Genomic DNA, 13,945 nt, shown 5'->3' on the forward strand with positions numbered 1-13,945 from the left:
CTATAGCTGAAGTCGTATCTTGAGCCTGTTCAACCCGACCACAATTACCATCACGATAACAGCATATACTGCCGACCAGATAATACCCGTTATTCCCTGGTAGAACTGCTCGGGCCAGTGTATGTGCAGCAAGTGCATCAGCGCATATACTATATAGGGAATAATATAGGTTAGCAACGGATTGGACGCAGCCGGCTTAAAGAAGCTCGTCCAGCCGCTTACTTTGCGCAGATCAATAAGCCCGTATAAAAATGCAAAGAGCAAGGTGCATACGGCAGCACTGTATAACGCCCACGTGGGTGTTGCGTAGATCTTGGATATAGTATAATACGGACGCAGAATATACCCTACGCCAAACAATATACCTGCAAAAACAAAAGCCAGTATAAACCGGACCCGGGTCTCCTGTTTCTTCTTTTGATCGAAGAAGAACAGTGACACCATAACACCGCAAAGTGCTATAGCAGTATGAATGGCATGACCGGTCTGTCCGCTCATCCACGCGGCTACCGGAGAACTTTCGGTAGCATCCGATTTACCAACAATGTAGAATACTATACTTACCGCGAGTCCTGATAGTACGAGCAGCAATCTACCTCCGGCCAATTGATATATAATACACGTGATCAGGTAAGCCCACCCGATCAGCCCGAGAATGCCCCACCACTGCGGTGTCATGGTCTGCGAGCCGTCTTCGCCTCCACGGTATAAATATGCCAGCACAACCACAAGTACCAAGCCGATACCGCGCAGCACCCAGCGCAAAACGTTCGACTGAAAGGTATATACATTCCACACCAGTATAACACCAGCATAGAAGAGCAGCGACCACAATGCTATCGGCATGCCCATAGCCTGTTCGTTGTAACCTCCCTCGGCATTTACCATAAATACACCGAGCACCAGCAGTCCGATTGTTCGCACCAGTATGTGAAGCTGCAACTGCCACATGTTATCACCTTTGGACAACCGGTTGTTGATGGCAAAAGGTATAGACATACCTACGATGAATAGAAAGGCGGGAAACACCATATCCACGAAAGTCATGGCATCAGCATCTGCGGGCATGTGTTTCATCCAGATCGGTATACCTTGTACACCGGCCAGTTCATTCACGAAGATCATGACGAGTATCGTTATCCCGCGCAACGCATCGATCGACAGAATGCGTTGTGTAGTCAGTGCGTTGTGTATAGCCATGCTGTTACGGGTTTGTCACTACCGATGTCTTCCCTGCCCTGCCTTTCTGGTTAAAGGCCTTCAGCTTAATTGTACCTTTTACTGCGATGGGTGAAGTATATACCGGACTCTTCAACGAAGGCTCTTTACCATCCGTAGTATAGCGAATGGTGAAGCCGGGATACTGCATATTTACCTGCACCTTGCCATCTTGTACAACGGCACCCGGTGAAGGAATTCTATATTGGAAACCACCTGCATAGTAATCAAGTCGCGGCAACTCGCGCCATCCGGCGGTGGCTATAAATTCAGACCATGCCTGCTGGTATAGCTTATCACTTTGCGCGGCATCTTTCTCGGTGCCCCATGCCGGATCTTTCGCCCATGCACGTTCAGCCAGTCCCAGAAATTTAGGCAGTATCATATACTCCATGCGCTCGGCCCCTTGCACGGTCTCGCTCCATAACAAACCTTGTATACCGACTATATTGGATCGGCCGTAATCCGTGAGTCGTTCTTTGCCTATGAAAATTGATTTATTCAGCGCGTTACCGTACTTGTCTTCTTTTGCATTCTTAAAGTAATCGTAGGGAATGAAATAGTAAGGTTTGTCTACATCTATAAATGCGCCCCAGTAATATCCGGGTTCATCAAATGCTTTATGGTATGCCATGTCAAAGTAAAAATTACTTACGCATGACAGTACTACTTTATAGCCTGCGTTGGCCAGCTGGTAGGCCAGGTCTTCTGCACCCCAGCCGAGCACGTTGTTCCATACATCAACCTGGAAACGGTCTTTTACAAAATCAGGATTGGGTATATATGTATTGTTACCATCCAGTTTTGTTTTACGCATGGATATCTCTTCCCATCCGTACATGGTCAATCCTTTTTTCTGCAGCATGGTATTTATCTTTCCATAGAAATAATACCAGAGGTCATCTACGTTGTTAACTGATGCATTTTCGTCTATCAGCTTTTTACATAGCGGAGATTTTTCCCATACACCTGCCGGTACTTCATCCCCACCAAAGTGTATCGTATTTAAAGGAGCTCCGGCTTGTTTATACATCGCGGTGATTTCGTCTACAACGGTTTCCAGAAATGTATAGGCCGAAGGCAACGCAACGTTGATCACATTATCGTTCCATCCCTGCACAGAACGGTATTGCGATTGGTCTTCCGGATCGTGGAGTAAATATTTCTCTGCTTCTTCTTTCTTACCTTGTTTGAGCAGGCGTTCATAACGGGCAGCCATGGATTTAACAGCAGCACGCGCGTGTCCCGGAGTTTCGATCTCGGGTATCACACGAATGTGTCGCGCTGTTGCATACTTTAAGATCTCGATATAGTCAGCTTTGGAATAATATCCCGTGCCATAGGGATTGTTTACATCTGGTCCGGAGCCATACGATGGCGGCAAATGTGTACTGCCGGTTAACGAATGGCCACGCTTCGAACCGATCTCAGTCAACTCCGGCAACGCAGGAATTTCCAGTCGCCAGCCTTCATCATCGTTCAGATGGAGATGAAAGACATTAAGTTTATAGAGAGCCATCAGGTTCAGCGTTTTAAGAATCTGTTCCTTGCGCTGGAAATTACGCGATACATCCAGAAAGAAAGCACGGTGCGAAAAGCGCGGAGCATCTTCCACCGTTACCAACGGTATGGCTACTGTCGACTGGGATTTCGACCACGACTGCACCGGCAACAGTGACTTCAACGATTGGATGCCATAAAATACCCCGACCCCGGAAGACGCAGCAATGGTTATCTTCTCTGCGGTAACGTGTAATTCATACGCTTCTTCCGGCAAACTATTTTTGACCAGTTGAATCATCTTCTTTGCGCTTCCCTCGGTCGTTACAATAGGCGGTTTCGTTTTGAATATCGTAAACAAGTCGCTTCCAAGTATTTCGGCTTCGTTCCGGAAAGCGGCATCCGCTACGATGACTATATCTTTAGACAACGCAAAGAAACCACGCTCTTCCCGATAGGACACGGGTGTTGGAAATATTTTAACAAGTTTATCAGCCGCTACCGGCAATGTATTTTTATTCTGATCATACAGTGCGGCTGGTGTTATCAGTCCAATCTTGTCTCCGGGAAAACGCAAATATTGTTTCGGCTCCGTGGATGGTTTAATGGTGTAGTCGGTGATCACTACACCTTTTTCAGGTGCATGGGCCCAAACTATATATATACCGGCCGGGGCATCGGTAAAATTTACCACCCAGTCGCTGGAGACAAATTCAACACGCAGTGATGCGCCTGCTTTTATACCTTTGAAGTCAGGCTTGGGATATAGCTTGAAGAAATCGCCATTTACCCGTTCAATCATCACACCCCCCGTAACGGATGTCGGATCTACGGCACGTACAAAATTGAAATATAGTGTCCAACCGACAGCCGGTATATCTTCTTTACCAGTATTGGTAAATGTAAAAGCAGACAGAAACTGTGATTTATTCTGATGACTGTTTTCGATTACCTCCCATTGTACTTTGATTTTAGCAGCGTCAATGGTTTTAGGTTGCGACTGTACTAAAAAAGAAAAGAGTACAAGCGCAGTAAGAAGAAGTGTTCTCATTAATGGGCTACGATCTTAATTGGTTTTGTGGTGAATATAGGATGAATTGAAATGACTAGCATGAATAATTCGAAGCACACCGCGCACACTTGAAAATATATTTAGACACACCGGGCACACTGACGAAAAGTATATACCTGGGTTGTTACCAACCTTTGTAACATTTGAAGTTACGGGTACATGAATGTCGTAACACGCAAGCTTCATAAGTGTACCTATAGTACGAGGCAGTTGTAAATTATTTTACCCGGCTATGCCCGTTCTTCCTGCTAAAAGGGCCAATTTTTAATCAGAAATCGATAGAAAACAAAGAATTGCTGGAAAATCAAAAAATATTTCTATTTTGCACTTGTTAATTGTCATTCTTTACTGAGGCCGCCCTCAGAAGTAGTTCAGTCGAAGTCTGTCAGTTTTCAAAAATTAATTTTTCTCATTTATCTTTTAAACAATGAACATTTACGTTGCCAACATCCCTTTTAAGGCATCCGAGCAGGAATTGAAGGGATTATTCGAAGAGTATGGCGAAGTTTCTTCAGCCAAGATTATCATGGACAAAGTAACGCAACGCAGTCGCGGTTTCGGTTTTATCGAAATGGCGGATGAAGCAGCGGGCCGTCAAGCTATCACAAGCCTTAACGGATTCAACTTCTTGGGTAAAACCCTTGTAGTAAACGAAGCTAGACCTAAATCTGACGCACCTCGCTCTGGCGGTGGTGGCTACAGAAGCGGTGGTGGCGGTGGTTTCAACCGCAGAAATAATAACAACGATTATTAATTCGGAGAAATACCCACAAAAGACTCGGAAGGCTGCCCGGTAAATAACCGGGCAGTTTTTTTTATATTCACTTTCGTAACTATACTACCAACCCCTATAGATATGAATATGAGTAAACCTCAAAAGATAGCGCTGCTCATCTTTACGCTATTGCCGCTCGTAATGGTTCCCTATATATTCTACCAGATATTCCATTTCGTAATGGAGACCATTGAGACAAGCGAACATCACGAACCTTCTGAAACCGTAATTATAGCCGGTATACTTTCCTTCATCGTTCCCGTCCTTATACTTTCCTTTATATCTTTTGCATTACACATACTTTATATAGTGCATGCAGCCTTGAACAAAACAATCGATCAAAGCGAGAAGATCATCTGGATATTGATTTTTATCTTCTTCGGTACTATACCTTTTATTATCTACTGGTTTCTTCGCATCTGGAATGAGCGACAGCCCACAGCCCACGCGGGGTTATGAATTGTTCGAATCTACTTGGTTTTGCCAAAGCATTTTCGTAAACTTTGTATAGATTAACGATATAAAGATTATGAGTGTTATCACCGATGTAGAAAAATGGGGTAACAGTCACCGCCCCGGTTTTCTGGATATTCTTCGAATCGCGCTGGGAATATTTATCACCTATAAAGGCTTGTACTTTATTACGCATATGCATGAACTTGAGATGACAACCTCGGGGGTCAACGTGTATTTCGCAGGCGCAGTGCTCGCACACTATGTTGTATTTGCACACATCTGCGGAGGACCGCTGATTGCTTTTGGAGTATTTACACGTATAGTATGTTTTATTCAAGTACCCATATTGATTGGAGCTGTATTCATGGTAAATGCTCCCAAGGGATTTCTATCAATAGGCCAGCACATGGAACTCTGGCTTTCCGTTGTCGTATTGGTTGGTTTAATCATGTTCATGGTGTTTGGAGCAGGGCGTTACTCCATTGATGCCAGGCGAAGACGAGAAATGCACATTACTGAGCATCAGTAAAAGCATTCTCCTAACCTAAACCGAAGGCATCCGATTTACCAACGGATGCCTTTTTATTGTATCCCCTTCTATACCGGCATTAACCCGGCATTACTCAATAGGAATTTGTACTTTGGAGTTTTGATTTCACCATGCAATATATTCTTGGCATTGACATCGGAACGGGAAGTACAAAAGCAGTAGCCGTTGATTACAACGGTAAGGCTATACATACTGAACAGGTTGCCTACCCTACACTATCACCCCACCCCGGCTATAGCGAGCAGGCTCCTGAAATTATATGGCAGGCCTTTCTGAAATGTATTCTTCGTTCGATAAAAACACTTCAGCATACTCCACATGGTATTTCACTGAGCTCGGCCATGCACAGTTTTATACCGGTAGATGCGGCAGGCAATCCGTTGATGAACATGATCACCTGGGCAGACAACCGGAGTGCTTCCGTTGCTGATCGTATCAAGAACTCCCCTGCAGGCGAATTGATATACCGGCAAACCGGTACGCCTGTTCATGCTATGTCGCCTTTGTGCAAGATTATCTGGCTGCGTGAAAATGATCCCGACCTGTATGCCAGAGCAGTCAAGTATATATCCATTAAAGAGTATATCTGGTTCAGGCTTTTCGGAGTACATGAAATTGATCACTCGATTGCCTCTGCAACGGGGCTATTTGATATTGAAAAATTGCAATGGAGTGAACCGGCTTTGCAACTGTGCGGCATCACTGCCGATAAACTTTCTGTACCGGTAAGCACAACCTTTCAACGAAATATACTGACGACAGTAGCGGCTGATACAACGGGAATCCCCGCTGGTATACCATTTATGGCGGGCGCAAGTGATGGTTGCTGTGCCAATGTAGGCAGCTTCGCAGTTGAACCCGGTATAGCAGCTTTAACGATTGGTACCAGTGGTGCTATACGCGTTGCCAATACAAATCCTACTTTCAATTTTGACGCGATGACCTTCAATTACCGGCTGGATGAAAGTACATTTATTTCCGGAGGACCGATCAATAACGGAGGGGTTGCATTGCGCTGGTACTTGTCCAGTTTTCTGAAAAAAGATATTGCAGATGCTGCTATATATAATGAAGTGATCGGAGAAATTGATTCGATAAAAGCGGGCTCGGACGGATTGATCTTTTTACCCTATATATTGGGCGAACGTGCTCCGTTGTGGAACAGCGAAACCTCTGGTGTATTCTTTGGCATTACAGCGCAACATACACAAGCTTACTTTACACGTGCTGTACTGGAAGGCATCACGCTGTCGCTTTATCACATCAGTCAATGCCTGGAGGAATCCGGACTGGTCATACAACAGGTTAACGTAAGCGGTGGCTTTGTACATTCGGAGCGATGGGTACAACTACTGGCCGATATATTTGGTAAACCGATCGGACTGGTAAACACGGATGATGCTTCGGCCATTGGTGCAGCCTACATGGCGCTGCGGAAAATCAGTTCACTCGCAGACTATCGCTCTCTGAAACCTGACCGTGTTCGTATCTTTACTCCCAATATTGAAAACCACCGGGTATATAAGGAAAGTGTCTTTCCGCTATTCCGTAATCTTACCAACACGTTGCTTCTTAACATGGGTGTTCTTTCAGACATGAAGACTTCTGCACTGATCTGATGTTTTATTTATCCGGATGGTGATTTAACTTTCGCGCTCAATATATAGGTATGCAAATCGGGTTGATCGGCTTTGAAGGCACTGCGTTGAATCTTGCACTTGATCTGCAGGCAAGCGGTCATGATATAATTGTTTATGACCACGATGAAGTTACACTGCAAACGATCCGGGAGCAGGGCATCGCGACAGCTTCATCGTTGAAGACATTTTCAGAAAGTATAGTTTCCAAACGTGTTGTATGGATTACCATTCCGGCAGGCGAACTGCTTGATCAGATCCTCATCATCCTGAAAGACTATCTTTCTGTAAGTGATATTGTTATTGACAGCAGTGACTCCTTCTACAAAGATACTATTCGCAGAGGCCGCGAGTTGCAAGGTTACCAGATCGATTACCTGGATTGCAGCATTTTATACAACGGTCACGATGCATCCTTTCAACCGCGTTTTGTTATTGGCGGAAATCGTTTCGCGCTAAACTACTGTGAACCTGTTTTGCAAGATATCGCCGGTGCGGATGCCTGTTTATATTGTGGTCGCAGCGGCTCAGGGCATTATGTTGGTATGGTTGCGAAAGCCGTGCAAGCCGGCACCATTACCAGCCTGCAGGAAGGACTAAGCGCGCATCGCAGCGATGACTTTACACTAGACACCGGAAAGATCGCGCACTTTCTGAATATATAGCTATATCTCGATTGGAACATTCAGAGTATATATACCAACCCTGTAGCGTGCATTATCCACGCTTGAGCTCGATGATGGTAAGTTCAGGAGGCATACCGATGCGTCCCGGATACCCGAGATAACCAAATCCGCGATTTACATACAGATATTGAGAACCCTCCTGGTACAATCCGGCCCACTGCTTGTATGCGTATTGTGACGGACTCCATTTTATATTTCCGATCTCAACACCAAATTGAAAGCCATGCGTATGTCCCGCAAAGGCTACATCTATATCCGGGTATAGCGGACGTACCTGCGAGTCCCAGTGACTAGGGTCATGTGAAAGCAAAAGCTTTACAGGCGCTTCTTCTGTGCCTGCATAGGCTTTATCAAGTTTACCGTACTTTGAAAACTTGCGTTCGCCCCAGTTCTCTATACCAATCACGGCAATCTTCTCTCCTGCTGTTTCCAGGAAATGATGTTGATTCATCAGCAGGTTGAATCCCATCAGGCGATGTGCTTCGATCAGGTCTTTAAAGTTCTTTTGCTTGGCTGCGTGTGAAGCCCATTGATGATAATCACCATAATCATGATTACCTGTAACAGAATATATACCGAACGGTGCTTTCAGCTTGTTGAAGATGTCGATATAGTCTTTTACTTCGGACGATTCGTTGTTCACCAGGTCTCCTGTAAAAAACAGCACATCCGGTTTTTCCTGCAGCATCATCTCCACACCACCTTTCACGGCAACCTTGTTAAAGAAACTTCCGGAATGTATATCCGAAAGCTGACCGATCTTTATACCATCAAAAGCCTTGGGCAGATTCGGCAAGTATATAGTCTTTCTTCTGACGCGATAATCGTGTGCACCCGACACGATCCCGTATACCATCGTACCGAAAGGTATAGCGGCAGCCACCAATGCTGTCTTCGATAAGAATTCAGAACGAGTAATTCCTTCGCCTGGTAAATCTCCGGAAGGCCCTTTATAGAAGAAGCTTACCGCCCATTTGAGGCCGCGGTAAAGATCGTCAATGAACAAAAAGACTACAGCAAATACTTTTGAGAAGTAAGTAGCGATGAGTCCGGTAATAATCCAGTTTCGGGTGGTAGCACTTACACCATACGGATCACCAAACGTCCACCAAAAAAGCGCAGCAAAGCTCAATACAGTCGGAACCCAGAATGCTGTGCGGGCTATCGTTTTCCAGAGCGGAGTCCAATCATCACTAACCGTTTTTACAGCCTGAAAAACATAATAATCTATTACCAGGAAAAGTAACGTGAAGAAAATCAAAGTCATCATACGAGGTTTCATAAAAGAAAAAGTCGTCCCTGTGTAAAGACGACTTTCGCTTAAATTTAGTTTCTGCGCTTACAGAAAGTTAATCGTTAACTGCATCCTGAAAAATCAAACCAAACCTGTTACCTATGCAGTTAACGATTAAGCCTCCCCTGCTATTTATATAGCAACAATGGCTTCTTCTTTTTCATCGCCATGCGCTTCTTCTTTCTTCGTTTTGTATACGCGTGCTCGCAGTCTCGCCATGATCAGGTACATTACAGGCACCAGGAACAACGTAAGGAATGTACCGAAGATCAAACCAAAGATCATGGTCCATGAAAGAGGTCCCCAGAATGCTACGTTATCACCACCGAAGAATATATGCGGGTTAAATTCTGTGAACAACGTAACGAAGTCGATATTCAACCCTACGGCTAGTGGTATAAGTCCTAAAGTTGCTGCCATGGCAGTGAGCAACACCGGCGTCATACGCGTTCTTGCAGCTTCAATCACGGCATCTTTCAATTCTATACCTTGTGATATAAGCAGGTCGGTAAATTCCACCAGCAATATACCGTTACGCACAACGATACCGGCCAATGCCATGATACCTACACCCGACATCACGATGGATATTTCCATTCGGAAGAAAGAGAAACCAAGCAATACACCAATCACACTGAAAAGAATTTCGGTGAGAATAATGAGCGGTTTACCTACCGAGTTGAATTGAATCACCAGGATCATAAAGATCAACCCGAGGGCTACCAGCCCGGCAACACCTAAGAAGTTCGAAGTTTCAGCCTGGTCTTCCTGCGCACCGGTCATCTTTACAGTTACTTCATCCGGAATTGAAATTGACTTAAGACGATTCGTGATCTCAGCCACTACTTCGTTCTCGTTGTAATCGCTGAGTACGTTGGATGACAACGTAATCACACGCTTCTGATCAATACGCTTGATACCGGCATAGCTGTTTGAATACTCAATCGTAGCGAACGAAGACAGCGGCACCTGGCGAACAGCTCCACCCGAAGCCATATCACGATAGGTTATCGGCAGGTTCATCAACGTGTTGATATCATTGCGTTGATCTTCCTTAATACGAAGTTCAATCGGATAGTCATCGTTCTCATCGCGGAAACGAGATACTTCTTCACCATATATAGCGGTGTTCAATGTACCACCAATCTGACCGGTAGATATACCTTCGCGGTTTGCTTTCTCGCGATCGATCTTGATCACGATCTCAGGCTTATCACTTTGAAAATCTGATTTCAATTCTTCAACACCCGGCACTTGTACAGAGTCGAGATAACGCTTCACACGATCCGCTGTAGATACCAGCAAGTCGAAGTTATCAGCGGCAATTTCAATGTTGACTGGCTTACCGGTTGGAGGTCCACCCTGCTCCTGGTCAACTGAAATTTCAGCACCTTTTATACCTTTCACCGCTTCACGGATCTTACCGAGGTATTCTTTCGATGAACGCCCGTCACGTTTCGCAAAATCTACAAAGGCAACCGTAACTTTTCCGAGATGCGGTTGTGATTGCGCACCGGAAAACTGATCTTCAGCAGCACCAATGGATACGTTGGATATAATTGACTCTACCATTGTAGTATCCTTGCCTATAACTTTAATGATCCTGTCTTCGGCAATATTGGTAATAGAATCGGTTACACGCTGATCGGTACCGATCGGCATGCGCACATAGGTAAATATAAAGTTAGGATCGCCTTGCGGGAAGAATACCACCGGAGGTTTACGAATGCCTGTAAATATGATCGAGAAAATAAACAATGCCACTACAGCGAGTACAACACCCCATGGTCTCCAGCCCTGAAGGCACCATGTGATCCATTTCTGGTAACCGTTTTGTACCGATGGCCATGCTCTTGTCTGGAATGCCGATATAACACGCTCGAGTACGAAATGATGCAGTGCATATAGCAGGTATATAAAGATGGTAAAGTTACCCATACCAAACGATCCTGTTATGTAGAACAGCAACGCTATAGCAACGAAAACGACAGTGGATACTTTAAAGCCTTTGGTAAGTTTAGTCTTGTTCTCATGATCGTGATCGTGCGGCTTCATAAAGTCAGCAGCAAACACCGGGTTCATGATATAGGCAACAACCAACGAAGCAAGCAATGCCACAATCAATGTTACCGGTAGATAGAACATGAATTTACCAATAACACCTGGCCAGAATGCAAGCGGCACGAATGGTGCCAACACCACCAATGTACCCGATAGCACCGGCATGAATACTTCACCGGCAGCAATCTTCGCAGCTTTACGAATCGGCACTTTACCATTGTCGAATACGCGGTGTGTGTTTTCAATTACCACGATCGCATCATCCACCACAATACCCAGCGCCAGCAGGAATGAGAACAGCGTCATCATGTTGAGCGTAAAGCCGAGTGTAGGGAATGTAAGGAACGCTATAAAGCTTGACAGCGGAACCGACAGACCTACGAAGATCGCGTTGGTAGCGCCCATGAAGAACATGAGAATGATCGTTACCAGTACGAAACCGATGATGATGGTATTGATCAGATCATGCAACGTCATACGTGTGTTGTCTGACTGATCGGCAGTAATGGTAATTTTCAATCCCTGAGGAAGAATAGAACTTTCGTATTCTTTTACTATTTCGTTGATCTGGTCAGAAGCAATGATCAGGTTTTCACCACCGCGTTTTACAACGTTGAGTGTAACCACGTTCTTTTCATCCAGTCTCGCGAAGCTTTCCTGTTCTTTGTGTGTATCGCTTACATCAGCAACATCGCGCAGATATACTTTTCCACCTTTTGTACCACCGATCACAATACCTCCGAGTTGTTCCGCTGAAATAAATTCACCGTTCACACTCATGGAGCGTTTCATACCGTCTACAGACAACTGACCACCTGCTATAATTACGTTCTCGTATTTGATCGCAGATGAAATATCATCGAGACTTACACCGGCCAATGCTGATTTATAGAGATCAACGTTTACCTGTATTTCACGATCGAGTGCTCCTACTATATCTACTCTCCGAATCTCTTTCAATGACTCGATGCGATCCTGCATCTGCTCGGCATACTTCTTCAACGTTTGAAGATCATAGTCACCGGAGAGGTTGATGTTCATAATCGGCACTTCCGATATATCTACATCCACAACCTGTGGATCATCATCCAGGTCGGTAGGTAAATCCTTCTTGGCTTTATCAACGGCTTCCTGTACTTCACGTTTGGCTTCCTTTACCTCCACATCGGTTTGAAACTCGATGATTACGTTCGAAAAGTTTTGAAGTGAGTTACTGGTAATTTTCTTTACACCGGCAATTGATTTTACCTGCTTCTCAATTTGCTTAGAGATCAGGTTCTCAATGTCTTCCGGTGCACCGGGATATATAGTGGATACATATATCTGCGGAAACACTACCTCCGGGAAGTTTTCCTTCGGCAGACTGTTATAGGTCATGATACCGGCAAGACAGATGATAAGGGTCGCTACGTAAATAGCGATCTTGTTATCGATCGACCAACTGGTGGGTTTAAATTCCTTTTCTACATCATGCATAAACTTGAATGTTAGTAGTGGGTAATGATATACTCCGGGCGATATAGTATCGCCCGGCACACTATATCTTTAAGCTATATTTTAATTACCTGGCCATCGTTAAGACCCTGGTAGCCGAAGGTTATGATCTTCTCACCTGCCTTCAGGCCATTTACCTGTGCAAGGTTATCGTATACACCTTCCACGGTTACTACTCTTTTGCGAGCTACAGTCTGCTTGCCATTGGTTTCTGCTACGAATACGATCTTTTCTTTGTTAAGTTCCTGCACTACGTTCACCGGCACTACAATAGTAGAAGGTTCCGTATGGAAAATTACTTTTAATATACCGGTCATGTTCGGACGAAGGTCGCCATCTGCCGGTAACTTTATTTCTACCGGGAATGTACGCGAAAGCGGATCGATTGTCTTTCCTACAAACGTTACCTTCGCAGTGATCTCTTTCTTCAGCTCAGGTATACTGATAACAGCCGAATTACCTTTTTTGATCGCGGTAACATACGCTTCTGATACATTGGCTATGAGTTTCAGATCTGATGTATTTACTACGCGAACAGCAGGCATACCGGGAGCAATGTTCTCTCCTATCTTGATAGCCACATCATCAACCGTACCGCTGATAGGCGCCTTGATGCGTGTCATATCATTCTGTTCGTTGAGAGACTCGAGTTGTTTCTCGAGACTTTCTTTATTCGTTTTTGCCTGCAGGTATTGTACTTCTGTACCTATCTTTTGATCCCACAGATTTTTCTGGCGCTCAAATACTGTCTTGGCCAATTCAAGTTGGGATTTTTGCGCCTCGATGCTGCGAATGATTACCGAGTTATCGATTTGCGCAAGAACTTGTCCTTTTGATACCTGTTGTCCTTCTTTAATATATACTGCCGTAACAACGCCTGGCGATTTTGCACTTACCAGGATGTTATCTTCAGCATCAACACTACCTTGTGTCTTTACATAGTGATCGAATTTACGCAATGCCAGTTCAGCTACCGTTACTTCTTTTGATTTTACAACAGTTGTTGAGTCTGGATTCTCCTGAGCGATTTCACTTTCCAGTTGCTGGATCTGCTTGGAGATATCTTTCTCCTGCTTCTTCAGTTGTTCCAGTTGTGCTTTCTTATCATCAGGTGTAGCAGCACTGCATGCAGCCAGTACGCCTGCGATAGCGATGACAGTTAAGCGGGTGTATATCGTGGATTTCATAAAGTGTTTATTTTT

Annotated in this window: 10 protein-coding genes; 5 read left to right on the forward strand and 5 right to left on the reverse strand. The window is 44.7% G+C overall.

The window, feature by feature from the left end; all coding sequences use genetic code 11:
- Together ACFQ21_RS03810 and ACFQ21_RS03815 are read right to left on the reverse strand one after the other, a co-directional pair.
- A complete protein-coding gene (locus tag ACFQ21_RS03810; RefSeq protein WP_377575076.1) occupies nt 1-1,200 on the reverse strand; it encodes a DUF5009 domain-containing protein in 1,200 nt (399 codons plus the stop codon).
- 4 nt (nt 1,201-1,204) lie between these two features.
- The gene (locus ACFQ21_RS03815; RefSeq protein WP_377575078.1) at nt 1,205-3,769 is read right to left on the reverse strand and encodes a family 20 glycosylhydrolase; all 2,565 of its coding nucleotides are present in this window, start codon (nt 3,767-3,769) and stop codon (nt 1,205-1,207) included.
- A gap of 448 nt (nt 3,770-4,217) precedes the next feature.
- Between ACFQ21_RS03815 and ACFQ21_RS03820 the strand changes: the two genes are divergently transcribed.
- From ACFQ21_RS03820 to ACFQ21_RS03840, 5 genes are all read left to right on the forward strand, one after another.
- Entirely contained in the window at nt 4,218-4,544 is a 327-nt protein-coding gene (locus ACFQ21_RS03820) for an RNA recognition motif domain-containing protein (RefSeq protein WP_377575081.1), read from the forward strand.
- A gap of 108 nt (nt 4,545-4,652) precedes the next feature.
- The gene (locus ACFQ21_RS03825) at nt 4,653-5,024 is read left to right on the forward strand and encodes a hypothetical protein (RefSeq protein ID WP_377575083.1); all 372 of its coding nucleotides are present in this window, start codon (nt 4,653-4,655) and stop codon (nt 5,022-5,024) included.
- Nucleotides 5,025-5,094: 70 nt separating this feature from the next.
- The gene (locus tag ACFQ21_RS03830; protein ID WP_377575086.1) at nt 5,095-5,550 is read left to right on the forward strand and encodes a DoxX family protein; all 456 of its coding nucleotides are present in this window, start codon (nt 5,095-5,097) and stop codon (nt 5,548-5,550) included.
- A 131-nt stretch (nt 5,551-5,681) separates the two neighbouring features.
- Nucleotides 5,682-7,190 (forward strand): gluconokinase, encoded by a 1,509-nt coding sequence (locus tag ACFQ21_RS03835; protein ID WP_377575089.1) that lies wholly within the window; start codon nt 5,682-5,684, stop codon nt 7,188-7,190.
- Between the two features lie 50 nt (nt 7,191-7,240).
- Entirely contained in the window at nt 7,241-7,873 is a 633-nt protein-coding gene (locus ACFQ21_RS03840; RefSeq protein ID WP_377575092.1) for an NAD(P)-binding domain-containing protein, read from the forward strand.
- Between the two features lie 52 nt (nt 7,874-7,925).
- Here the strand turns inward: ACFQ21_RS03840 and ACFQ21_RS03845 are convergent, their stop codons facing one another.
- The 3 genes from ACFQ21_RS03845 to ACFQ21_RS03855 all read right to left on the reverse strand — a co-directional run bounded on the left by ACFQ21_RS03845 (nt 7,926) and on the right by ACFQ21_RS03855 (nt 13,930).
- Complete coding sequence (locus ACFQ21_RS03845) at nt 7,926-9,164, reverse strand: metallophosphoesterase (protein ID WP_377575095.1); 1,239 nt, start codon at nt 9,162-9,164, stop codon at nt 7,926-7,928.
- A 156-nt stretch (nt 9,165-9,320) separates the two neighbouring features.
- Nucleotides 9,321-12,725: an efflux RND transporter permease subunit gene (locus ACFQ21_RS03850; protein ID WP_377575098.1), complete on the reverse strand. Its 3,405-nt coding sequence runs from the start codon at nt 12,723-12,725 to the stop codon at nt 9,321-9,323.
- Nucleotides 12,726-12,799: 74 nt separating this feature from the next.
- Complete coding sequence (locus tag ACFQ21_RS03855; protein ID WP_377575101.1) at nt 12,800-13,930, reverse strand: efflux RND transporter periplasmic adaptor subunit; 1,131 nt, start codon at nt 13,928-13,930, stop codon at nt 12,800-12,802.
- Nucleotides 13,931-13,945 lie beyond the last annotated feature (15 nt).

The organism is Ohtaekwangia kribbensis (assembly GCF_042676245.1).
Lineage (GTDB): Bacteria > Bacteroidota > Bacteroidia > Cytophagales > Cyclobacteriaceae > Ohtaekwangia > Ohtaekwangia kribbensis.

Excerpts from the sequence above, each read along its gene's own strand:
- ACFQ21_RS03810 (WP_377575076.1), bottom strand. The coding sequence starts at position 1,200 with ATGGCTATACACAACGCACTGACTACACAACGCATTCTGTCGATCGAT.
- ACFQ21_RS03815 (WP_377575078.1), bottom strand. The coding sequence starts at position 3,769 with ATGAGAACACTTCTTCTTACTGCGCTTGTACTCTTTTCTTTTTTAGTA.
- ACFQ21_RS03820 (WP_377575081.1), top strand. The coding sequence starts at position 4,218 with ATGAACATTTACGTTGCCAACATCCCTTTTAAGGCATCCGAGCAGGAA.
- ACFQ21_RS03825 (WP_377575083.1), top strand. The coding sequence starts at position 4,653 with ATGAGTAAACCTCAAAAGATAGCGCTGCTCATCTTTACGCTATTGCCG.
- ACFQ21_RS03830 (WP_377575086.1), top strand. The coding sequence starts at position 5,095 with ATGAGTGTTATCACCGATGTAGAAAAATGGGGTAACAGTCACCGCCCC.
- ACFQ21_RS03835 (WP_377575089.1), top strand. The coding sequence starts at position 5,682 with ATGCAATATATTCTTGGCATTGACATCGGAACGGGAAGTACAAAAGCA.
- ACFQ21_RS03840 (WP_377575092.1), top strand. The coding sequence starts at position 7,241 with ATGCAAATCGGGTTGATCGGCTTTGAAGGCACTGCGTTGAATCTTGCA.
- ACFQ21_RS03845 (WP_377575095.1), bottom strand. The coding sequence starts at position 9,164 with ATGATGACTTTGATTTTCTTCACGTTACTTTTCCTGGTAATAGATTAT.
- ACFQ21_RS03850 (WP_377575098.1), bottom strand. The coding sequence starts at position 12,725 with ATGCATGATGTAGAAAAGGAATTTAAACCCACCAGTTGGTCGATCGAT.
- ACFQ21_RS03855 (WP_377575101.1), bottom strand. The coding sequence starts at position 13,930 with ATGAAATCCACGATATACACCCGCTTAACTGTCATCGCTATCGCAGGC.